At 64.4% G+C, this 23132-nt stretch carries 19 protein-coding genes; 8 read left to right on the top strand and 11 right to left on the bottom strand.

Annotation, left to right across the window (positions count from 1 at the left end):
* The first annotated feature begins 18 nt into the window (after window positions 1-18).
* The gene (gene rpiA, locus WN982_RS13000; RefSeq protein ID WP_341312399.1) at window positions 19-714 is read left to right on the top strand and encodes a ribose-5-phosphate isomerase RpiA; all 696 of its coding nucleotides are present in this window, start codon (window positions 19-21) and stop codon (window positions 712-714) included.
* Window positions 715-761: 47 nt separating this feature from the next.
* On the opposite strand, the gene WN982_RS12995 is transcribed toward rpiA, so the two are convergent.
* Window positions 762-2045 (bottom strand): glycosyltransferase, encoded by a 1284-nt coding sequence (locus WN982_RS12995; RefSeq protein ID WP_341312398.1) that lies wholly within the window; start codon window positions 2043-2045, stop codon window positions 762-764.
* Window positions 2046-2213: 168 nt separating this feature from the next.
* Between WN982_RS12995 and WN982_RS12990 the strand changes: the two genes are divergently transcribed.
* The 3 genes from WN982_RS12990 (at window position 2214) to WN982_RS12980 (ending at window position 4406) form a co-directional block, all read left to right on the top strand.
* Complete coding sequence (locus WN982_RS12990) at window positions 2214-3428, top strand: glycosyltransferase family 4 protein (protein ID WP_341315787.1); 1215 nt, start codon at window positions 2214-2216, stop codon at window positions 3426-3428.
* A gap of 259 nt (window positions 3429-3687) precedes the next feature.
* On the top strand, window positions 3688-3987 hold the full coding sequence (locus WN982_RS12985) for a type II toxin-antitoxin system HigB family toxin (protein WP_341312397.1): 300 nt from the start codon (window positions 3688-3690) through the stop codon (window positions 3985-3987).
* A complete protein-coding gene (locus WN982_RS12980) occupies window positions 3984-4406 on the top strand; it encodes a transcriptional regulator (protein WP_341315786.1) in 423 nt (140 codons plus the stop codon). The genes WN982_RS12985 and WN982_RS12980 overlap by 4 nt, the downstream gene beginning before the upstream one ends.
* Before the next feature lie 135 nt (window positions 4407-4541).
* On the opposite strand, the gene WN982_RS12975 is transcribed toward WN982_RS12980, so the two are convergent.
* From WN982_RS12975 to WN982_RS12930, 10 genes are all read right to left on the bottom strand, one after another.
* The gene (locus WN982_RS12975) at window positions 4542-6953 is read right to left on the bottom strand and encodes a polysaccharide biosynthesis tyrosine autokinase (protein WP_341312396.1); all 2412 of its coding nucleotides are present in this window, start codon (window positions 6951-6953) and stop codon (window positions 4542-4544) included.
* Window positions 6954-6976: 23 nt separating this feature from the next.
* Entirely contained in the window at window positions 6977-8179 is a 1203-nt protein-coding gene (locus WN982_RS12970; protein WP_341312395.1) for a polysaccharide biosynthesis/export family protein, read from the bottom strand.
* 41 nt (window positions 8180-8220) lie between these two features.
* Entirely contained in the window at window positions 8221-9153 is a 933-nt protein-coding gene (locus tag WN982_RS12965) for a glycosyltransferase (protein ID WP_341312394.1), read from the bottom strand.
* A gap of 23 nt (window positions 9154-9176) precedes the next feature.
* A complete protein-coding gene (locus tag WN982_RS12960) occupies window positions 9177-10565 on the bottom strand; it encodes an undecaprenyl-phosphate glucose phosphotransferase (RefSeq protein WP_341312393.1) in 1389 nt (462 codons plus the stop codon).
* A gap of 34 nt (window positions 10566-10599) precedes the next feature.
* Complete coding sequence (locus tag WN982_RS12955) at window positions 10600-11334, bottom strand: Crp/Fnr family transcriptional regulator (protein ID WP_006048767.1); 735 nt, start codon at window positions 11332-11334, stop codon at window positions 10600-10602.
* 628 nt (window positions 11335-11962) lie between these two features.
* On the bottom strand, window positions 11963-14500 hold the full coding sequence (locus tag WN982_RS12950; protein WP_341315785.1) for a glycoside hydrolase family 2 protein: 2538 nt from the start codon (window positions 14498-14500) through the stop codon (window positions 11963-11965).
* A 94-nt stretch (window positions 14501-14594) separates the two neighbouring features.
* Window positions 14595-15656 (bottom strand): DUF1839 family protein, encoded by a 1062-nt coding sequence (locus WN982_RS12945; RefSeq protein ID WP_341312392.1) that lies wholly within the window; start codon window positions 15654-15656, stop codon window positions 14595-14597.
* A complete protein-coding gene (locus WN982_RS12940; RefSeq protein WP_341312391.1) occupies window positions 15653-16729 on the bottom strand; it encodes an amino acid--[acyl-carrier-protein] ligase in 1077 nt (358 codons plus the stop codon). Before WN982_RS12940 ends, WN982_RS12945 begins: the two co-directional genes overlap by 4 nt.
* A 1-nt stretch (window position 16730) precedes the next feature.
* Window positions 16731-18023: an acyl-CoA dehydrogenase family protein gene (locus tag WN982_RS12935; RefSeq protein ID WP_341312390.1), complete on the bottom strand. Its 1293-nt coding sequence runs from the start codon at window positions 18021-18023 to the stop codon at window positions 16731-16733.
* Entirely contained in the window at window positions 18020-18271 is a 252-nt protein-coding gene (locus tag WN982_RS12930) for an acyl carrier protein (protein WP_341312389.1), read from the bottom strand. The genes WN982_RS12935 and WN982_RS12930 overlap by 4 nt, the downstream gene beginning before the upstream one ends.
* A gap of 333 nt (window positions 18272-18604) precedes the next feature.
* On the opposite strand from WN982_RS12930, the gene WN982_RS12925 reads away from it, so the two are divergent.
* The 4 genes from WN982_RS12925 to WN982_RS12910 are packed head-to-tail and all read left to right on the top strand — an operon-like array spanning window position 18605 to window position 23131.
* Window positions 18605-19138, top strand: a complete 534-nt coding sequence (locus WN982_RS12925) for a GNAT family N-acetyltransferase (protein ID WP_341312388.1) — start codon at window positions 18605-18607, stop codon at window positions 19136-19138.
* Between the two features lie 8 nt (window positions 19139-19146).
* Complete coding sequence (locus WN982_RS12920) at window positions 19147-20733, top strand: hypothetical protein (protein WP_341312387.1); 1587 nt, start codon at window positions 19147-19149, stop codon at window positions 20731-20733.
* 11 nt (window positions 20734-20744) lie between these two features.
* On the top strand, window positions 20745-21980 hold the full coding sequence (locus WN982_RS12915) for a glycosyltransferase family 4 protein (protein ID WP_341315784.1): 1236 nt from the start codon (window positions 20745-20747) through the stop codon (window positions 21978-21980).
* Window positions 21977-23131, top strand: coding sequence for a glycosyltransferase family 4 protein (locus tag WN982_RS12910; RefSeq protein WP_341312386.1), 1155 nt, complete (start codon window positions 21977-21979; stop codon window positions 23129-23131). Before WN982_RS12915 ends, WN982_RS12910 begins: the two co-directional genes overlap by 4 nt.
* Window position 23132: the final 1 nt, after the last annotated feature.

Raw genomic sequence — 23132 nt, 5'->3', positions numbered from 1 at the left:
TGCTCGCCAGCATTTCCTATGACCCAAGACGAACTCAAGCAACTGGTCGGCCAGGCCGCCGCCGACTACGTGAACGCTAACGTGCCCGAAGGCGCGGTGATCGGTGTCGGCACCGGCTCCACCGCGAACTGTTTCATCGACGCGCTGGCTGTCGGCAAGGCCCGTTATCGCGGTGCGGTGTCGAGCTCGCTCGCCACCACCGCGCGCCTGCAATCGCACGGCTTCAAAGTGTTCGACCTGAACGAAATCGATTCGCTGCCGGTGTACGTGGACGGTGCCGACGAGATCGACCACAGCGGCGCGATGATCAAGGGCGGCGGCGGGGCGCTGACGCGCGAGAAAATCGTCGCGTCCGTGTCGGATGTGTTCGTCTGCATCGCCGATGCAAGCAAACGCGTCGACGTGCTCGGCAACTTCCCGCTGCCGATCGAAGTCGTGCCGATGGCGCGCACCGCGATCGGCCGCCGTGTCACGGCGCTCGGCGGTGTGCCGGTGGTACGCGTGACGAAAGAAGGCGTGCCGTTCATCACCGATAACGGCAACGAGATCCTCGACGTCAAAGGTCTGCGGATCAGCGACCCGCGCACGCTGGAAATGCACGTCAATGCATGGCCGGGCGTGGTGACGGTGGGTCTGTTTGCCGGCCGCGGCGCGGATTTGTGCCTGCTCGGCACCGATACCGGCGTCATGACCATCGAGTACAGCAAGGGCTAACCAAGGTCTAAGTCAGACCTTTTAGCAGCCGCGCGCGCGAGCTTGTTTCAGCGCGCGGCTTGCCCGATGGCCTGCGTCATCCGTTGCAAATACTGATCCACCGAAAACTCGTTTTGCGCATCGGCGAGCGCCTGCGCCGCGAGGCGCTGCGCGAGTGCCGGCTCGGCGCGCAACGCTTCGATCGCATCGGCTAACGCGGCCACGTCGCCAGGTTTCACCAGCCAGCCGTTGTGACGATGCCGCACGATCTCGGTCACGCCGCCGGCGGCCGCGGCGATCACCGGCCGCGCCGCCGCCATTCCTTCGACGATCACCCGGCCGAACGGCTCGGGTTCGGTCGAGGTGTGCAAAATGACGTCCATCGCTTTCATCCATGCGGGCACGTCGTCCTGAAAGCCCGCGAAGTGCACGCGATCCGCTATGCCCAATTGTTCGGCCTGCTGATGGAGACGCTGCGCGTACGCGTCCTCGCCGAATAGCGGCGCGCCGACCAGCACCAGATGCACGCCGGGCAGCCGCGCCAGCGCGTCGAGGGCAATGTGCTGACCTTTCCATGGCGCGAGGCGGCCGAATAAACCCGCGACCCAGGCATGCTCAGGCAAGCCCAGGCGCCGGCGCAGCGCGGCCATGTTCGTGCCGGCGACGCGGCTGAATGCGCCCGCGTCGATGCCGTTGTAGATGACGGGCACCGTATCGACCGCGACGCCCGTCAGCGCCGCCAGCGACTGCGCCGACGCCTTCGAATTCGCCACGACCTGATCGACCGCGAAACGCACCAGCCACTTGACGACGCCCAATTGCACACGCCCGAAGTGCTCGCGCGTCAGGATGTCGTGCTGATACCAGATCACCGGTTTGCGATGCAGCGGTTTGCCGAGCGCGCCGAGCACCAGCGCCTTTTGTGTGTTGAGAAACAGCACGTCGAAGTCGCGCGCCCGCGAGGCGATTGCGCGTACCTGGCGCAGGATGCCTGGCACGGCACGCAGGCAGTTCAAACAGGAGCCTTGCCGCACGACGCCCGATACGCGCGCATCGTTCAGCACATCCACACGCGCGCCGAGCGCTTCGAGCCGCGCGCGAAACGGGCCGTCGGAGAGCAGCACGACCTGGCTGCGCGAGGTGCAGCTTCCCGCCAGTTGCAACAGCGCGAATTCAGCACCGCCGAGCTGGCCGCTCTGATCGACGAACAGCACGCTCGGCATCGCGGGCGCGAGCGTTGCAGGTGTCACGGATGTCACGGGTGTCGACGGTGCAGCGGGCGTATCGATCAAAGCTGGCCGAACCAGCGGCAACGAATGGGCAAGTGGAGAGACGTCAATCGTCGGGCGCATAGGATGGCGAAGTAATTGAGTGCGCCACTTCGCAGGAGGCGAATGGCGAGTCTTTATTATTCGCGGACTGTCAGGCCCCGAATGTGGGCATGCGCACGCACAGCAGACGAAGCGCCACATACACTCGATCCTATGGCTACGGGCTGTTTTTCTATAGGTAATAAGATGATGAAAGTGGCGATCGTGCACGACTGGCTCGTCGCGCCCGGCGGGGCGGAGAAAGTGCTCGAACAGATCATCGAGTGCTTTCCCGATGCCGATCTTTTCAGCCTCGTTGACTTCCTCGAAGATCGCAGACCCCTCGGCGGCAAGCCCGTCACGACCTCGTTCATCCAGCGTCTGCCGTTTGCGCAGCGCCGCTATCGAGCGTATCTGCCGCTGATGCCGCTTGCAATCGAACAGTTCGATCTATCGCCTTACGACCTCATCATCACCAGCTCATATGCGGTAGCCAAAGGTGTGCTGGTTGGCCCCGATCAGACGCACGTGAGTTATGTGCATTCGCCAATGCGCTACGCGTGGGATCTGCAACACCAGTATCTGCGCGAAGCGAAACTGACGCACGGGCTGCGCTCGTGGGCCGCGCGCGCGCTGCTGCATTATCTGCGCGGCTGGGATTCGCATTCGGCGAACGGTGTCGATCGGCTGATCGCCAATTCGCAGTTTGTCGCGCGCCGCATGATGAAAACTTACCGGCGCGATGCGGCTGTGATTCCGCCGCCCGTCGACGTGCACCGGTTCGAAATGTGCACGAACAAGGAAGACTTTTATCTGACCGCCTCGCGGATGGTGCCGTACAAGCGCATCGATCTGATCGTCGAAACCTTTACCGCGACGCCGCACCGCAAGCTGATCGTGATCGGCGATGGTCCGGAGATGGCGGCGATTCGCGCCAAGGCCGGTCCGAATGTGACGATTCTCGGTTATCAGCCGTTCACGGTTCTCAGAGATCATCTGCAACGTGCGAGAGCTTTCGTATTCGCCGCCGAAGAAGACTTCGGCATCGTCGCGCTCGAAGCGCAGGCGTGCGGCACGCCGGTGATCGCGTTCGGCAAGGGCGGGGCGCTCGAAACGGTGGTGCCGGTCGGCGAGGCGCATCCTACCGGCGTATATTTCGCACGCCAAACAGTTGTGTCGATGCTCGACGCGATCGATCGCTTCGAACGCCAGCGAGAACAGATCACGCCGGCTGCGTGCCGGGCGAATGCCGAACGCTTTTCGGCGGCGGTGTTCCGGCGCGCTTTCATGTGTGAAGTAACGCGCACGATCGCGGCGGCGGGCGAGCGTCCACGGGGCGCAATGGAGCGGATCGAACACGAATTCACCGCCGAAGAGCTCGCCTGGCCCGGCGATGCGGTGCGGGAAAACCTCTGGGGGCGTTGACACAAGATGAGTTCGATCGTGTCCGCCTTGATGGCCGGCGCTGTTAGCGAGCCGTCTCCGGAATGGAGTTGACTGTCTTGTTATTCGCGTATTGCGAACTTCGCAATACGCGAATAAAATGGCTTCTGTCGTACCGTAGTAAAGCGCTGCTGGTCGTTCGGACTATGCCATCCGGCCGGCTATCGGTGCCGATCCACTCCATTTAGCCTTGCAGGCAGAGCGTGCATGTTCGATGCGCGAGTCGTTGCGAGGAAAGATGATGCGGGTCATTTCGAAGAAAGCGTTGCTGGACTTTATCAAGAGGCATCCGGGCGCGCGCAGTGCGCTGTTGACGTGGTACTCGCTGGCGCAGGCTTGCCTCGCGTATGGCTTTAACGACCTGAAGCAGACGTTCGCCGGCGTCGACTACGTGCCGCCGCAATACACAGTGTTCGATGTGGGCGGCAACCGTTACCGGATCGTCGCGGCGATTCACTACAACAGGCAGTCGTTATTCGTTCGTCATGTATTGACGCATGCGGAATACGACCTTTGGACGAGGAAGAATTTAAAGTCATGAATGCCGATCGCCTCCCGGGAGCTTTTCCCGACATCGCTCAGACCTGGGCTGCGCTGCAGACCCAGTTGTCTCTCACACCCATTCGCAGCGAGCAGGATTATCAGAAGATGGTCCGGCTGGCCAACGAGCTCTCCGATCACCTGAACGGCAACGAGGAAGACCCGCTTGCCGATCTGTTCGCGATCGTCACCGACCTGATCGAGAGTTGGGAAGCAAACAACGTGACGATCCCGAAAGCGGAGCCGCGCGAGGTCTTGCGGCATCTGCTGGAAACGCATGGGCTCAAGCAAAAGGATCTGATCGGAATCGCCTCGCCCACTGTGGTGAGCGATATTCTTGCGGGCCGCCGCGCGATCAGCAAGAAGGTCGCGAAAGCACTGGCCGTGCGTTTTCATACCGACGTCAGCGCGTTTCTGTAAGAGCGGCGCATACCGCCGCGTCAATCTCAAATCGACCTCGCTTCCGATCCGCCCACGTAAACCATGTGCCAATGCGAAAGGGGCTGCGCCTTGATCAGGCGCAGCCCCTTTTCGTTAGTACAGTAACTGTGCGATCTATCGTGGTGCTTGAGGAGCCTGAGGATTGATCGGATCGCCGGCGGAGTAGGTGTACGCATACGCGTAGTCATACGTGCCGTTCCTGTTGCGGCTCTTCAACGGCACCGCATTCATCACGCCGCCCACCACTCGGGCACGCGCGCGCCGCAGTTTCTTCAGCGCATCGGTGACGTTGTGCTCGGAGTGCATGCCGGCACGCATCACCAGCACCGTCGAGCCGGCGATATTGGCGACCACCGCGGCATCGGCAACCGCCAGCAGTGGCGGCGTATCGACGATCACCAAGTCGAACTCCTGCTCGAAGCGCGCAAGAATTTCGCTGAAACGCGACGACGTCAGGATCTCGGACGGGTTCGGCGGATAAGCGCCCGCCGCGATGAAGTGCAAGCCGTCGACGCCCGTGGCGCGAGCCGCGACTTCCAGATCGACCTGGCCGGTCAGCAGTTCGGTCAAGCCGCCGTTGGGCGAGCGGCCGAAATATTGCGCGAGCCGGCCGCGCCGCAGATCGGCGTCGATCAGCAGCACGCGCTTGCCGGACTCGGCGATCAGCGCAGCGAGGTTCGCGCACAGGAAACTCTTGCCGTCCGAAGGCGCCGGGCTCGTGATCGCCACCACCCGATTGGGCGCATCGACCAGGCCGAATTGCAGCGTGGCGCGCAGTCCGCGCAAACCTTCCACCGTCATATCGAACGGATGCGTCTTCACCAGCAGCGAGCGCATCGGCGTCCTGGCCGACGGGATGACGGTTTGCGTGCCGACCGGCACGCGCGCGCCCTTGGCCGCCGCCGTGCGCGATCGGATCAACCGCTCGATGCCGGATGGCGTCGCGGACAGGGCCGGCACTTCGGTCGGCCGCGAACTCGGCGCGGGCAAGGCGGCGCCGCGCGTGGTACTCAACAGCCGGTCGCTGCGCGCCTGTTCCGGGCTGAAGGTGATCGAACCGAAGATCGGCAGCTGGAAGCGGCGTTCGACGAACTCCGGATCGGACACGCCGGTAAAGAACGTGCGCCGGCAGAACGCGAACAGAATGCCGGCGATGATGCCGAGCACCGTGCCCGCCGAAATGATCAGCGCCGCCTTCGGACGCACCGGCTGGGACGGCAGCAAGGCCTGATCGATGATATGCACGTTGCCGATCGTGCCGGCACGCGAGATCGACAGCTCCTGGGTTTTGTTCAGCAGCGCCACGTAGATTTCTTCAGCAACCTTCGCATCGCGCTGCAAGGCGAGGGCGTTGCGCTCGGAACTCGGCAGCGTCGTGAAGTGCTGTTCGAAGCGCGCCTTTTCGCTTGTCATCGCTGCCAGTTGCGCGTCGACCTGCTGCACTTCCGGGCTCTCCGCGGTGAAGCGCTGCAGCAGTTGCGCACGCATGATGCGCAGCGACGCGATCTGCTTTTCGTAGTCCAGACCGCCGGCGAGGTACACCCCGGCTTCCTGGGTCGGCTGGAACGAACCGACACGCGACTGGTATTCGGACAGCGCGGTTTCTGCCTTTTTGACCTCGGTACGCAGACGCGGCAATTCGCTGTTCAGGAAGCTCAGCATGCGGCTCGCTTCTTCCTGCGCGCGTTCGGTGCGCTGCTTCAGATACGATGCCGCCACCGCGTTGGTGATCGCGGTGATCGCGTGCGGATCCTTGCCCATGTACGACAGTTGCACGACGCCGGTTTCACGGCCTTTCTCCGACACTTGCAGACCGGACGAGAGGGTGGATACCGCATCGAGCTGGTTGAAGCGCGTGACGTGGAACTCGGTGCCCGGACGCGCCACCAGTGTCTTGACGAACAACGTGACGTCGTTGCCGCTCGCTTCCTGGCCGGCCACGCCGGTCAGGATCCGTTCGCCGAACGAGTCGATCAGTTCATAGCGTCCGTAGTCGAGCACGCGCAGTATCAGCTGCACTCCTTCGAGCGACTTCGGCACCGTGATCGAATCGACCTCGAATTGCTCGCCGCCCCACGCATAGGAGCTCATGCCGAACGCAGCGCCGAGCGGACGGCCCGGATGCGCGAAGAGCGCGGAGATCTTGCCGAGCACCGGCATGGTCTTCGGCACCACGCTGAAGTTCAGCTTGAATTGCTCGACCACTGGTTCGACCACCGCGCGGCTCTTGATGATTTCGATTTCCGCCTCGGTGTGCGTCGCACCGATCGACGGCATGAGCGCAAGCATGGCCTGACTCGGCGTGGCGTTGCCGTTGGCGTTCTGCGCTTCGACCTGAAGCAGTGCGTCGGCGGAATAGATCGGCGTCGCGATCCTGGTATAAATCACCGCGGCCAGGATGACGCAGCCGGCAATGCCGATCACCCACCCGATCTGATCGACGATGATGCGCAACAAGTCCCGCAAGACTGCGTCCTCGTCGTTGCCCGGCGCCGGTCCGTGATCCAGCATGTCGTACGTACTCATATAGATACTCCGTAGCGATCGTTTTACTTGGACAACTGCCATGTGTAGAACAAGGTTTGCAGGGTCGGCGTGATCTGTTCGAGTGCGCGGTTAAAGCGGGCGGCGCTCGAGACTTGCACGTACACCACATCCTTGGGCTGTAGTTCGAACTTGGTCATCAGCATCAACGCGTCGACCTGCGTCATGTCGAGCTGATAGACGTCGGGCGTGAGCGTCTTGTCGGCGCCGCGCACCACGTACACGAAACGCGGGTCGCCGGTTTTGACGTCGAGGCTGCCCGCGCCGGTCAGCGCGTCGGCGAGCGTCAGGCGGCCGCGGTTCATCGGCAGCGAGGTCGGCTTGTTGACCTCGCCGAGCACGAAGACGCGGCTGTTGGAACGGTCCGGCACGTCGATGATGTCGCCGTCTTTCAGCAATACGTTCTGTTGCGGATCGCCGGTTTCGAGCAGCGCGGCGACGTCGACCGTGTAGCGCTTGCCGTCGCGCGTGACGCCGACGTTTTGCAGATCCGCGTCGGCCAGTGCGCCGCCCGCGCGATTGATCGCGTCGAGCACGGTCAGCGGCGTGTCGGTGATCGCTTCCGAAGCGGGCGTGCGCAGGTTGCCGGTCACCTGCACCGACTGGCTGTTAAAGCCCGATACGCGCACGTCGAGTTGCGGATTGCGGATCGTCCTGGACAGACCCTTGGTCAGCTCCTGCTGGACCTGCTGCGCGGTCATGCCGACCACTTTGATGCGGCCCACGCGCGGGAAGAAAATCGTGCCGTTATTGGCGACCCGCACCGTCAGCCCACCTTCGCCGCCGCCCGTCAGCGTCGGCGCGATCGGTGTCGCGCCTTGTGTCTGCGTCGGTCCCGGCGACGGCGCCGTGCCGCTGCTGCCCGCCGGCAGAGGCGGCACACCGGCCGCCGCGCCCGAGCCGCCACCCGTCAGTTCCGGGTGATCCCAGACGATGATGGTCAGCTGATCGCTGATCCCCAGGTGATAGTCATAGGAGCTGCGCGTTTTCGACGTCAGGCACTGCAACGGACAGACCGCCGGTACGGCGGCCGCGCGCTGCTGACGAAAATAGCCGACATCGATCGCGCGAACCGGGAATTTTTCCGCGGTCTGTTGCGGCGGAGGGGGCGGCTCCAGCCGTTTGGTGTCCAGATAAGGTCCTGGCGCCAATGAGCAGGCGCATAGCGATGCGGCCGCGAGCCCTGCGGCCATTGTTTTGATATTCATTTTGTGGTCCCTCGCGTGAAACGATGCGCTGATCGGATCGGTCAGCGTGCCGCCTCCTGCCATGCCCCGCGCATTGCGCGTAAACCGACTCGCCATTTGCGAAGCGCGAGAGCCACGCCGCCGCTCTCGAATGCCAACGACAATGCGCGCAGGAACCCCGGGTCCGCACGATCGCCGATCAGCGTCGAATAAGCGACGAACGCCCATCGGCCCGGCGGCGTCAGGTATTCGCACATGATGAGTCGGAGATTGAATGACGCGTTATAGAAAGCCGCGTCGTTGAATGTGTAACGCTGGTCCTCGTCGTTGCGCTGGGCCGGGAAGTGCTCCACCAGCAACGATGGGTCATAGATCAGGGTCCAGCCGCGCCGCTGCACGTCGAGGCTGAAACCCATTTCGCAATGCACCTGCGCGCCGGTGCCGCGCAAGCGCCCGTCGAAACGCAGCGTGCCGATCGCCTCGCGGCGAAACGCCATGTTGACGCCCTTGAGCACCTGCACCTCGCGCGCCGCGCCATGGCCGATATGGTGATTGCCGATGGCGCGGCCATACCAGCGCACCAGCCCCACGCGCGGTTTCTGCCCCTGCAGAATGCCGTTGCGTTCGTGCACGATGTCGCGTCCGCCCAGACCGCCGAGCGACGCATCGTTTTCGAAGGCGAGGGCGATCCGCTCGATCCAGTCGGGATGCGGCGCGGCGTCGTCGTCGGTGAAGCAGAGTACGTCGCCGCTGGCGCTTTCGATACCCAGGTTGTATGCGGCGACCACGCCCGGCGTGCGCACCAGCACGATCCACAGGCGCGCGTCCGGCCGGTTCGCTTCGCGAGTGCGCAGCCAGTCGAGCGTCGCGTAATCGTCGTGACGTGCGATCACGATCACTTCGTCGGCGCGGCGCTGCTGCGCATCGAGTGCCGCGAGGCAGCGCGCCAGATCGGCGGTGCGCCGGTAGGTCGGCACGATCACGGAGACTTTCACGAACGGTTCTCGAAGTGGCGTGTTCAAAATGCGTTCCGGTTGATAAAGCCTTTGAAGATCGTGATGAACACGATCTTCATGTCGAACCAGAACGACCAGTTGTGGATGTAGAAAAGATCGAACTTGATGCGCGTCTCCATCTTTTCGACCTTGGTGGTGGCGCCGCGATAGCCGTTCACCTGCGCCCAGCCGGTGATACCGGGCTTGATCCGGTAGCGGTACATGTAGCCGTACACCTGATCCTTGTAGAGATCGTCGTGCTCGAGCGCATGCGGACGCGGGCCGACCACCGACATCTGGCCGAGCAGCACATTCAGGAATTGCGGCAGTTCGTCGAGGCTGGTGCGGCGCATGAAGCCGCCGAGCTTCGTCACGCGCGTGTCGTTGCGCGCGGCCTGCGTGAGCTGTCCATGCGCTTCGCGATGCACGGTCATCGAGCGGAACTTGTAGATCGCGAACGGCTGGCCGTCGACGCCCTTGCGGGTTTGCCGGAAGAACACCGGTCCCGGCGAAGTCAGCTTGATCGCGATGGAGAGCACGATGAAGACCGGCGCCAACGCCAGTAACGCGAGCGCCGCGAACAGCCGGTCGAAGATCAGCTTGGGCCACATCTGCGGCGGCGAGAACGGCGTGGTGCTCAGATTCAGTGTCGGTAAGCCGACGACATCGACCAGCGCGTGGTTGAAAAGCGAGAGGCTGCGCACGTCGGGAATGAATCGCAGATTGACGAAGTCATGCCGGAATGTGCGCATGAAGCGATAGATCGTATGTTCTTCCGAAAGCGGCAACGCCAGCCACACTTCATTCACGTGCTCGTCGCGCACCTTGGCGGCGAACGCGTTCAGATCGGTCAGCACCGGCAGGTGGTTCAGGCGCGCGCCGAAGGCGCTGGACCCTTCGACGCTGGTGTCGAATACGCAGACCGGTTTGAAACCGGCTTGCGGCGCACAGTCGAGATGCGCGAGCAACGTGCGCGAGAAGCCTGGCGCGCCGACGATCGCGACCGAGCGGAAGTTCATGCCGCGCCGCCGCACGCTGCGCAGCGCCACATGCACGAGGCACTTCGTGACGATGATCAGCGCGCCGGAAATCAGCGTCGAGTAGCCGAACCATAAGCGCGACAGCGCGTCCATCCGGTGCTGCAAGGTAAACGCCAGCACGACGGCGGTGGCGACCACGACCAGCCACGCCGCGCCCACGCGTGCCAGCATTGCCGGCAGTGATTTCCCGCGCCACGTTTCATACACGCCGAAGCCGGGAAACAGCAGCAGCACGAGTACGCAGTTGAAGGCGATCAGAAGACGCTCGGTGTCCGTCAACGCGATCGGCGTCGAAAAGCGCATCCAGTGAGCGAGCAGCCCGCCAGCAATCACAAAGAGTGCGTCGAGACATCGAGCAGTATTCCTAAGCATAAAGATCTACCATTTAATCAAAAGAATGCAGCGATCATTCGACGGTCTCAGCCTGACGCAGGCGCGGCAGAAGGCGGTCGAATTCGCGCTTGACGAGGCCATAGCATTCGCAGGCGCGTGCTTCGAGGCCCTTGCGGTCGAGCACCTTGATGTGGCCGCGGCTGTGGTGAATCAGGCCTTCGTCGTGCAGCTTGCCGGCCGCTTCGGTGATGCCTTCGCGGCGCACGCCGAGCATGTCGGCGATCAGTTGCTGGGTAACCGTCAGATCGTTCGAAGCAACCCTGTCCACTTCGATCAGCAGCCACCGGCACAGCTGCTTGTTCAGCGCGTGGTGGCGATTGCAGGCAGCGGTCTGCGCGACTTGCGTGAGCAGGGCGTGCATATACAGCAGCATCAGGCGGCGCAGGAAATCGGAGCGGGCGAATTGCTGCTTGAGCGCCTGTGCGCTCATCCGGTACGCGAAGCCGGCGCATTGGACCTGCACGCGGTTCGGCATGGTTTCGCCGCCGGTGAGCACCGGCACGCCGGTCATACCTTCGCGGCCGACGGCGGCGATTTCGACCGAGCTGCCGTCTTCCATCGTCGAGAGCATCGAGATGATCGCCGTGGTCGGGAAGTAGACGTGATGGATGCGTTGGCCGGAGTCGCACAGCAACTGCTCGGTACGCAGATGGACCAGTTCGAGGTGAGGGGCAAGTGCTTGCCATTCGTGGGACGGCAATGCGCCGAGCAGATGGTTGCCGTGCAGGTCTGATTGAAGTGTCAACATGATCGGTCCTCGCGTGAAGCCACGCGCCGCGCGACTCCTGTTTTTTGATCCGATGCCTGCATCCATCAAAACTGCGGGCTGCCTGGCGAGCAGCGAAGGATGAGCAGGAACGGCCCCGTATTGGCCTTATGCGTCACCGCCGTTCTTGTCGATCTCGTTGCGGCGACGCCGTGTTGCGCTATCTCTTTAGCGAGGAGCGTGCCAACGATAGGGAAAACGAGGACTGATGCGGCGCAGCGAAGCCGGCCTTAGCGGTGCGCGAAGCGAAACGTGCCTTTTTGTTTCAAATATGTACAGCGCAGCTCGCTCGGCAGAGGGGGCAGTCCAGTATTTTTATCCGGCTCAAGTCCTTGACCAGATTGGCTTAGCTGCCGCTGCAAGCGTCTTTCCGGGGGGCGTCACAGGTATGAAACAGCCTTTGCGGGCGTGTTGTAGAGGGGCGTCCCGGATGTGCCGGAATTGATTCAGTTGTGTTCCATACATTGCGTACGGTGCCATACGGATCGCTTTTTTGGCGACGGGAAAGTCGCAGAAAAACCGACAGTGATGCATGAAAACAAACAGACGGATCCGCGCAACGCGAGGCTTTAAGCGTATTGCGAAGGGAAGGCTAGCTCAGGGGCGACAGTCAACCGTAGAACGTGGCGGAAATCGCATTGATCGCACGCACTTCGCCGGCGGGCGCCACGCATGTTGCGTTAGCTTTAAATGCCGGGTTCGATGCGCACGCAACGAGTTGAGCCGAGGGGATGAGCGGCACGGTCACAGCGCGGTTCGGCGGCAGATGGAACCAGTCGTGCGCGGCCCGGTAATGCGTGTCAACGATGTGAACGAAGCGCGCGAACCGCTTTGCTTCGATGACGAGTTGCCAGCTGTCGCCGGCGCGCCCGGCAGTCACCGTCAAACCCAGCTCGTGGCATTCGCTGGCGCGCCGCTCCGGCAGATGAAACGCTTCTGCCAGAATCCGGCCGCTTGCCGGATCGCGCAGTGTCGCAATCGTTACATCATGCGCGCGCGGGCCGAAGCGGTACGCGTGCGTGAAGTCGAAGAACTGGCCGAGGCACTCGGCCGCGCCGATACGCTCCGCGCTGTGCGGTGCCAGCTCGACCGCCCGGCTCGCGGACGCTACCTTGACGCAACCGTCACGCAGGCACACCAGATCCAGCTGCGCTTGCAACGGTTGCGCACGCTCGTTCAGTAAATGGATAGCGAGGCCGTTGAGGCCTTCGTCGGTCATGACCAGCTGCACGGGCTGCAGTGTCTGCGCGAGGCCGTGCCAGGCGCTTTTGGGCCGTCCTGTGGCGTCGATCAGGCCCCAGCCCGCCCCGGGTCGCAGATCCTGAAACTGCCAGACCAGGGCGCCGCCGCATGACGAGCCGGCGCTGCGCCACTCGGCGAACACGTCGCTCATCAGTTCGGCGACCACCGCGCGCGACAGGTCAAGATAGCGTTGCGGGTCTTCGTAACGCAGCCGCGCCGGTTCGACACCATATAGCGTCTGAAGGTAGTGGTCGCGCACGTCGTCGAAATCCCAGCCGGCGCCGGGGTCGCGCGGCACGGCGGCTTTCCAGCGCGGATCGTGCACGTGCATCGTGCCGGGCGCGTCGTGCAAGGTGGCGTCGTCGGGCACGTTGGCGAACGCGAGGCACTCGGCGGCGAAGCGCACCTGTGAGCGGCGCACGTCGTCGAGCGGACGCTGATAGGCGCCGACGCCGTAGTAATGCGTGATGCCGGTATTAGTCGAAAACGGCCAGACGCCGCCCGAGGGCGAGTTGCTGACGTACGGCACGTCCGGCCGCTCGCGTGCCGCGATCGCCGGCAACTGGCGGGTGAACAATGGTTGCGTGCGCATCGAAACCGGCAGGCCCAGCATGGCCGCCTGCTGGTCGACTTCGCTGCCGCCGCACAGCACCGCGAGCGACGCGAAGCGCCGCGTGCGGGTCAGGAACTGGCTGGCCTCGCGGTCGATCGACGCGCTGAAAGCGGCGTCGGTCGGGTAGTCGAAATTCGCCAACGCGAAGTCTTGCCAGATGAGGATGCCGTATTCGTCGGCGAGCGCGTAGAACGCATCCGACTCGTACACCATGGTGCCGCCCACGCGCAGCATGTTCATTCCCGCCGCGCGCGCGAGCGCAAAAGCGTGGCGCAATTGCTCAGCAGTGCCGCTTAAGGTAACGAGATCCGCGCTGGTCCAGCAGGCGCCGCGGCAGAACACCGGCGTACCGTTGTTGACGCGCAGCGCGAAGCCCGCACCGTCCGCGCCATGATCCACTTCGATGCGGCGAAAACCGACCGATCCCAATACATGGGTTATCGGGTGCTCGTCATCGAGCTGCAACGTCAGAGGATATAAAGTCGGCGTGCCGTGCGTATGCGGCCACCAGCGTTCGGCGTGCGGCACGCGCACGCTGCCGGTCAGCGTATAGGCATCGCGCCATTGCAAAGACGAAACGAACCCGCCGCAATTCAACGAGGCGCGGTTCGCCGCGCTGTCGTGCGGATGAACAAAGCGTAGCGTCAGCGTAACAACGCCGTCGTCGCCATCAAGGTGGCTCATGAGATCGACAGTGTCGAATGCGTCCGGCGCATCGCTGAGGAGTTCGACCGGCCGCCAAGGGCCGACCGCTTGCACGGGCGGACACCAACCGGGCATATGGCCGAGCAGGGTGGTGCGCAGGTTGCGCAAGGTCGGCGGCGAAACAAGACGTGGCCGCCAGCGCGCGCGTGAGCGTTTTTCCGCCAACGCTGGCGTGAGAGAGCGAAAGCACAGGGCGAGCGTCGCGCTGCCGTGCAGTTCGATGTCGAGATCGTGCGCGACGAACATCGAATCGGAATCGAGCCGCCTGGTGCCGTCGAGCCAGACCTCGGTGAGCGTCGCGAGCCCGTGCAGACGCAAGCGGCGTTTGCCCGTGCCTGTCAGCGTCAGCCGGTACCAGTGATCGTCGAAAGCGAGCGGCGGCGGATGGGCGGCGTCGAAGAGGCCCGCGGCGCGGCGCGCGCTCGCCACTGTGCCCGGCACTGGCGCGCCGAGCCAGCCATCCATCGGTAAGTCGGCGGGCGACGCACATGCGCCCGCCGGCGTGCTGACGCACTGCCAGCCCGTGTCGAGCCGCTGTGGCCAGAGATCCTGCGCCGCTAACCCGGTAGCGGTCCCAATAGTCCCAATCGGGCCGGTGGGTACGAGCGGGGCGGCATCAGGCTCTGCGTCGGTCGTCAGTGCATCCACGGCGAATCCCTGCGGCTAGGGCGGCGAGCGCGCGTCACGACACCAGGGCGGCGAGTGGCGGCAGCGTCTTTTCGTAAGCAATTTCCAGCGTATCGAAGCAGTCTTCGCACAAATCGCGGCGAGCGCGCGTGATCGCCCGCACGAGCCGGAACTGCATCACCATCGACTCCGACGCGATGCTTTGCGCCGCGGCCGGGATCGACGCCGGAATCTCGAAGCCCTGGCTGGTGAGCCACAGCAGATACTTCGACAAAAACTCGAAGTTCGCGCCGAGCTGCCGCATCAGGTTGAACGAGTACGGGTGGAAGAACGCTTCGCCGCGTTCGAGCAGCGTCTCGAGATGGTCGGGAAACGCGACGCGCCACTGCGAGATCGGATTGCTCAACGGCCGCCGGCTTAGATGCGAGCACAACAATTCGGCCGACGCGTCGGCAAGCGCGGTGCCTTCCAGCGCGGGCCGCGCCTGCTTGGCGAATTCGACATAAGGAAACAGCAGATCGGGCTGCTGCGCGAACTGCGGCAGCTTGCGAAACACGCCGTCGTAGTCTTCACCGTCGAGCAGGTGATAGCCGGTGTTGTGGAAATAACCGAGGCGGCGCGCGGCCGGATCGATGAAGTCGATGCCCACGGTGGTTTTCGGATGCTCGCGCCGATATGACGTGGCACGTGTGTTCGGCAGGTAGTAGCCGTCCACTTCCACAAGCACCGTATGGCCGCGCAAGGTTTGCGCAAGCACGCGGGCCTCGAGCGAGTCGTAGATCGCGAGTTCCTGCACCTGGGTGCCGTACAGCCGCTCGAGGTCTTCAAGCGGGAATTTGAAGAACGTGAACTGATCGCCTTCGAAATCCTGCGTGACGGTAAAGCCGAACGCCGCGCGCGGATCGAGTCCGAAGCCGTGCAGCAGCTCGATCCACAGATCGACGTAGCAGTTGGTTTCCTGCCACACGCGATCGCCCTGATGCAGCGCGTGCGGCGCATGCTGGCGCGGCGGCGCCGCGCTCGGGACCGCAGGGGCCTGAGTGTGCGGGGCGAGCCGTGCGAGCGGCGGAAAAGCGGACGGCGCTCCCTTCAGTTGGGGGGAGGGAGACGACCTCATGCGCTGTCTCCGGCACCCTGTAGCGGCGCGGCGGGCAGCGCCCGCGCCTCGCGCGCCTGCGCCATGCCGTGCGCGACACGCGCCTGGGTGTCGCCCCACAGCAGCGCGCGCACCTCGTCCGGCCACGCGTTCAGGTCGAGCCCATGATGGCGGAATAACGCTAGCGTGATGCGTTCCATGCCGAAGCCGACGCAACCCGTATGCGCCACCGCGCCGTCTTCGCATGCGATTTTCCAGATCGCGCCGAAGTGATCCATGTGATAGTTGAACGACAGGCAGGCGGTCTTGCTGTCGGCGTTCGCCACCGGAATCAGCAGTTCGAACTTGAGCGCCTGGGCACGCTGGCTATCGGCGACGATCTTGCCGCCGCGGCCGAAGAACGGGTCGTTGGCCAGATCCACCTCGACCGGCAGTTGCAGCAGCGTAATCAGCAGCGAGCCGCGTTCGACCCACATCTGCCGGAACGCCATCACCTGTTCCGGCGTGCCGAGCCGCACGTATTCGCGCTGACGGAACATCTGCATCCGGCCCGGATCGAGCGACGGTTCGTGGCGGAAGCAGTACGACAGCACGTCGATGGTGCGGCCGTTGGCCGGCAGCGGACCGCGCCGCGCCATCACCGGATAGATCGGATAGCAGGCAGCCGGCGTCAGCACGACGCGCGTCGGTTTTTGCTGGGCCATCCATGCTTCGCCGCGCTCGTCGTCGCGTTCGGCCATGGCGTCGTCGAGCGCGCGCAACAGGCGCTGATGACCCATATCGTTGCCGCAGAACGAGTGGATGGTGCCGGCGAGATTCGGGAAGCTCTTCAGATATTCGCTATCTTCGAAGTCGGTGCGGCGCATCGCCGGCGGAAAGCGCAGCACTTCCGGCTGCTGATCCGCGCCCAGATGCGTGATCGCGACGTTCAGGCGGTCCACCACGTCTTCGAATACCTGGCTGCGCCCGTACAGGCCGTTTTCGCCGGTGTCGATCAGGAGCCCCGCGGCCAGCAGCTCGTCGCGAAAGCTCGGCGTCGCGCCGGTTTCGGCCGGCGCAGCGGCGAGCGCGGCGGTCTCGGTCATCGTGTTCATCTCAGGCTCTCCCCGGTGCGGCAGGACGCTGTGCAAGCAACAGGCTGGCGGTGTTCTGCGCGATACGGTCGTTGTTGATCATCAGCGGCGCGGAATACAGGTCGCGCAGATGGCGTCCCACGCTGTATTCCGTGCCGTTCTTGTAGCCGGCCATGCCGCAGATCATCAGCGCTTCCTGCACGACTTGCAGTGCAGTGGTCGAGATGCTGGTCTTCAGCGTATTCATGTCGGAGGCGAAGCCGAGCATCGCCGCGAGCGGCGCATCGGCCTGGCAGCCGCCGTGTGTCGCGTGATGCGCGGCGCGCGCCGCTTCGAGCGCCACCGACAGGCGCGCCTGCATCATCTGCAGCAGACCGACTGCTTCGGCGAGGCGCAAGCCGGCCGGCGGGATCGAACCGGGTTTCGAGCGTGCCTGCGCGCGGAAGAACGCCTTGGCGCGATTCACCGCATCGTTTGCCACGCCGGTCCATACCGAGGCCCACAGCGTGTGCGACACCGGGAGCATGGTCTGATCGGCGATATCGGCGAAGGGGGTGGGCAGGATCTGTTCGACCAGACCCGTGGCGACGAGCCGGAAGCCCTCGCTGCAGGTGCCGCGCATACCCATCGAATCCCAGCCGCCGCGCTTTTCAAGTTGCGTTTGTTCGCGTAATGCGACGATCAGCACCTGGTCGGCCGCGGCCGATTCGGCGGTACGGCGCGCGGTGACGAGAATGCCGTCGGCGTGCGCGCCGTACGAGATCGTCGGCGCGAGCTTTTCGATGCGAAAGCGCTTGTTGGCGAGTTTGTTGGTGAGCTCGTCGTCGAGTTCGACCGCGCAGGCGCTGGTGCGCATATTGCCGCCGATGGTTTCCTCGGACGTCGCCGAAGCCAGCAGCCATTGATGGTCCACCAGTTGCGCGAGCAACTGCCGATGCCATGCCGACTCGCTGCCGTGCGCCTCGATGCAGGCCACCTGGATCTGGTGCATCGCGTACACCATCGCGGTGGACGCGCAGCCCTGCGCCAGCGTCTCGCAGATCGCGCCGACATCCGCGAGCGACAGACCGGCGCCGCCGAAACGGGCCGACACCATCGCGGAGAGCAAACGTTCGCGCCGCAGCGCGTCGAAAGCCTCGCTGGGAAAACGCGCGTCACGGTCCACCGCGTCGGCGAATTGCGCGGCCACCGCCGCGCAACGCTGCGCCGCCGCGCGCCAGCCGGGTTCGGCTTCCACTGCGCTCAGCACGACCGGTGCGGCGGCGGGTTCCTCCGGCGCGGCTGAGGCGGCCGCGTCCAGCAGCGGGGCGTTCATGCTGCTGCCTTCGCCTGTTGCAGTTCGGTCACCGCGGCGGCCATCGAATCGATGCTGGAAAAGAGCCGGCGCGTCAACATGCGGTCCGGGATTTCAATGTCGAATTCGTCTTCGATGGCCAGCATCAGATGCACCGTCGCCAGCGAGGACAAGCCTGCGGCGTAGAGATCGGCATCGTCTGCCAGCGTGTCCGGCAGGACGTCGAGACGTGCCGATTCGGAAAGGATGCGTCGCAATGCTTCTTTCATGGTGAGGGACCCCTTGTTGGCCAACTATCTCTCGAAGTGCCGCCTGACTGATAAAACGAACCGGCCCCGTCGTTTTTCCGGTGTTGGTTCGGTGTGCCTCGCTGCGCGTGTATGGCCGCCCCAAGGTTGCATTCAAGACTTGTGGTGCGGCTGTGTCCGGACGTCTCGTATTTAAAGATTGTCAAAGCCCAGCGTCAGTGCGATGGCGCACGGAAGCACGCGTATCGCGGACGTACCGTGTAGCCATGACAACGGACCGGCGTGTTGAGCCGGCCATGAGGGCGGGATCATGAAGTCCGCTTCGCAAGAACCTGGAAACCGCTGGGGAACGTGATGAACTGGAAAACGCTGGAATTCGAGCAGCTCTCGGCGCGCGAGCTTTATCTGATCTTGCGGGCGCGTAGCGCGGTCTTCGTGGTCGAGCAATCGCATGTCTATCTCGACGCCGATGGCCGCGACGAGCGTTCGTTGCATGTGTTCGCGGTCGAGGACATGGCGCGTGCGATGCCGATCCTCGCGTATGCGCGCCTGCAACCCGGCGACGCGGAAGATCCTGAAGTCACCATCGACAAGGTGCTGACGAGTCCGCTGCGGCGCGGCGACGGCACCGCCGAGCTGCTGATCGAACGGGTGCTGCAGGCGATCGCCGAGCATTGGCCGGGACACGCCGCGCGCGTGACGGCGCCGGTCGGCTTGCGCGATTTCTACGAGCAATTCGGTTTTCGCAAGACGGAAGGGCCGTATCTCGAGCATGGCGTGCCGTTCATCGGACTCACGCGCCAGGTGCGCGGCAGCCAGCCGCTATTTAGCGTACGCCGCCGCGAGCGCGACGGCGTGGCGGGCATCAACACCTTCGAGTTGTTGTGATGGCGCGTATGCTGGTTACCCCTTCCAGCGAGAAGGCGGCGCTGCCGCCGCTGTCCTCACCGCAGTCTCCACCGCCGTCGTCACACGAAGCGCCGCGTGCGCTGCCCGGCGCCGCTGCGTCGTCCGGCAGCGCGGCCGCGGGCGTGCCGCTCCGGCGGACTGCGGGCATGCGTCATCCCATCCGCCTGCCGTTGGCGCTTTTCGCTGTCACGCTCCTCCTGATCGTCCTGCGTCAGGCAAAGCTGGTGGAGATCTTCTTTCCGCTCGGCGCGTTCGGTGTCGCGTTGCTGCTGTATCGCCGCTCGCCCGCGCATTATCTCGGCTTCGTTTGCTGGCTGTTTTTTCTGTCGCCGGAAGTGCGGCGGCTCGCGGACTTCGCCAATGGTTCCTTCAACCAGCAAAGTCCGGTGATGATCGCGCCGTTGCTGGCGGTCTCGCTGAGCGGCTTCACGCTGATCAGGAACTTCCGCATCCTCGGCGAACGCCGCGCCGCGCCGCTGGTGATGATCATGCTGGCGCTGTTCTACTCGTTCGTGATCGGCATGGCGGCGGTCGGGCCGGCCGCCGCGCTGTACACGCTGATCAACTGGATGTTCCCGGTGCTGGTCGCGTTTCACCTCGTCGCGACATGGCGCGACTATCCGGTCTATCACCGCGTGCTGCTCAAGACCTTCGTGTATGCGGGTTTCGTGATGGGCCTGTACGGCGTGATCGAGTTCATCTCGCCGTCGCCGTGGGACGCCTTCTGGCTGCTGTCCTCGCAGATGACCTCGGAGGGCGAGGCGGTGCCGTTCGGCATGCGCATCGGCAGCACGATGAATTCATCGGGTCCGTTCGCCACGACCATCATGTGCATCATGCTGCTGTCGCTAGGCGCACGCGGCAAGATGCGCATCGCGATGGGAATCGTCGGCGTTCCCGCGTTGATGTTCACGGCGGTGCGCGGGGCGTGGGGCGGTCTGGTGATCGGCTTGATCTATCCGCTTGTGATGCTCGACGGCAAGGGGCGCCTGCGGCTGATCGCCGGCCTGCTGGGCCTGGTGATGCTGGGCGCGCCGGTGCTGATGATCGACGAAGTGTCCGAGCCGCTCATGAAGCGTTTCGACACGATCCAGAACATCAGCGAAGACAACAGCTACCAGGTGCGTGCCGAGTTCTACAAGCAATTCTTCATGGTTGCGCTGAGCGACATCGCCGGGCAGGGTCTCGGCACCACGGGTCTGGGCACCAAACTTTCCGCGGACGATACGCAGCAGCTGAGAGTCGTGTTCGACAGCGGCGTGATGGAAGTGCCGTACGTGATGGGCTGGCCCGGCGCGCTGCTGTATGTGGGCGGGGTCGTGCTGCTGATGTGGCGCGCGTTCCTCGCGAGCCGCCTGCGCTCGAAAGACCGGCTGGCGATTTCCGGCGTCGGCGTGTCGCTCGCGATCTTCGCAATGATGGTGTTCGTCAATACATTGACCGGGCTGCCGGGCATGTTCTTTTTCATCGGCGTGATCATGCCGGTGATCAGCCTGCGGCATGCGCGCCATCTGCATGGACCCGCATCGGCCGCACCAACCCCGGCGCCGCAACCCCGGGGGAGCCTCGCATGACGGGTAAGGCTATGCGTATTCTGATCGTCACGCATGTGGTCGCCAAAGGCGATGGGCAAGGGCGCGTCAACTACGAGATCGCGCGCGCCGCGCTCGAAGCGGGACATGAAGTCACGCTGCTGGGTTCGCGGGTTGCGCCGGAAATCAGCGGGCATGCGCGCGCGCGGTTCGTGAAGATTGCCGAAAGCCGGCTGCAGTCGCGGCTCCTCCAATACCAGATGTTTGCATGGCGCACCGCGCTGTGGATTCGTGCACATCGTCAGGAGTTCGACGTGATTCACGTGAACGGTTTCATCACGTGGGCGCGCGCCGATGTCAACGCGGTGCATTTCGTTCACGACGGCTGGTATCGGTGCGGCTTCTATCCGTTCCGTTTAAAGAACGGCGCCTATGCCGCCTATCAGGTGATCTTCACGCGCGTGAACGCGTGGTGTGAGCGCCTTGCGTTCCGGCGTGCGCAGGTGGTGGTGCCGGTGTCGGCGAAAGTAGGCGCGGAAGTGTGCGCGCTCGGCATCGATGCGGCGCGCCTCGCCGTGATCCACAACGGTGTCGATATCGAAGAGTTCAGGCCGGGCGAGGTGCCGCGCGCGCGTTTCGGCTTGCCGGAAGGGCCGTTCATGCTGCTGTTCGCCGGCGACCTGCGGGTGCCGCGCAAGAATCTCGATACCGTGCTGCGCGCGTTGGCGGCGACGCCCGGCGTTCACCTCGCGGTTGCCGGAGGCTTGCGCAACAGTCCGTATCCGGCGTTGGCCGAGTCGCTCGGCGTGAGCAACCGGGTGCATTTTATCGGCTTCATCAAGGAGATGCCGGACCTGATGCGCTCGGTCGATGCGTTCGTGTTCCCGTCGCGCTACGAGGCGATGAGTCTGGTGTTGCTCGAAGCGCTGGCGTCGGGGTTGCCGGTTGTCACGGTGCGCACGGCCGGCGGCGCGGAAGTGATTGGCGCGGGCTGTGGCACCGTGCTCGACAACCCGGACGACGCAGCGGGACTGGCGGCGGCGATCGCGCGGCTCGCGCAGGACCATCAGTACACCAAACGGATGCGGACAGCGGCGCGCACCCTCGCTCAAACACTCACCTGGCAGATCATGGCGAATCGCTATCTGGCGCTCTACGAACGGATTGCCGCCGAGCGTGCCGCTTCGGTGGGCGTAACGGCAACCGGGCTGGCGGATCTGGCGGACGCGGGGCTGAACACCAGCCCGGCCACCACCGCCACCGCGGCCGTCACGGCGGCGAAATCATGAGCGCGCCGATCGATTCGCTGCAAATCGGCCTGCACTGGTTCGGCGAGCGGCCCGGCGGACTCGACCGCATGTTCAAGGCGCTGATCGAGTCATTGCCCGCGCAGGGCGTGAGCGTGCGCGGCCTGGTGGCGGGAAGTCCTGGCGTGCTGGCGGATTCGGGTGGCGCGGTGCAGTCGTTCGCCAATGCGCAGGCGGGCATCGGCACGCGTCTGTGGGGAGCCCGCTCGCAGTTGCGACGGCTCGGACGTTTGCACAGGCCCGATGTGGTCGCGTCGCACTTCGCGCTATATGCCGCACCGACCCTCGGCGTGTTCGGCGACGTGCCGCGGGTCGTGCATTTTCATGGGCCGTGGGCCGACGAATCCGGCGTGGAAGGGCGCGCCGCCTTAAGCGAAGCGATGCGCTATTCGCTCGAACGCATGGTGTATCGCGGCGGCACGCGTCATATCGTGCTGTCCCATGCATTCGGCGAGATTCTGCGCACCCGTTACCGTGTACCGGAAGAACGGATTCGCGTGGTGCCGGGCTGCGTCGACGTGGATCGTTTCGCGACGCCGATGAGCAAGCGCGAGGCCCGCGAGCGACTCGGCCTGACGCAAGACCGGCCGGTGCTGTTTTGCGTGCGGCGGCTGGTGTCGCGCATGGGCCTCGACGATCTGATCGATGCGATGTTCGTCGTCAAACAGGCGGTGTCCGACGTGCTGCTGGTGATCGCAGGCAAAGGGCCGCTGGAGGAAATGCTGCGCGGGCGCATCATCGCGCGCGGCCTTGAACGGCAGGTGCGCCTTGCCGGTTTCGTGGCGGACGACGTATTGCCGCTCTGGTATCGCGCGGCCGACGTGACGGTGGTGCCCACCGTCGCGCTCGAAGGTTTCGGCCTGACGACGATCGAATCGCTCGCGGCCGGCACGCCGGTGCTGGTGACGCCGGTCGGCGGTTTGCCGGAAGCGGTGGCGCCGCTCTCGCCGGACCTGGTGCTGCCCTCGGGCGGCTTTCACGCGATCGGCCGCGGCATTGCGGATGCATTGCTCGGCGTGCGCGTGATGCCGGACGCGGATGCGTGCCACGACTATGCGCGAAAGCACTTCGATCACCCGGTGGTGGCCGCGCAAGTCGCGCGAATCTACCGCGAAGCGATAGGCGCGTTCTGAC

Source organism: Paraburkholderia sp. IMGN_8, from assembly GCF_038050405.1.
GTDB lineage: Bacteria > Pseudomonadota > Gammaproteobacteria > Burkholderiales > Burkholderiaceae > Paraburkholderia.
The sequence above is the reverse complement of the archived record's forward strand: the minus strand, read 5'-3'. Positions and strand labels throughout refer to the sequence as shown.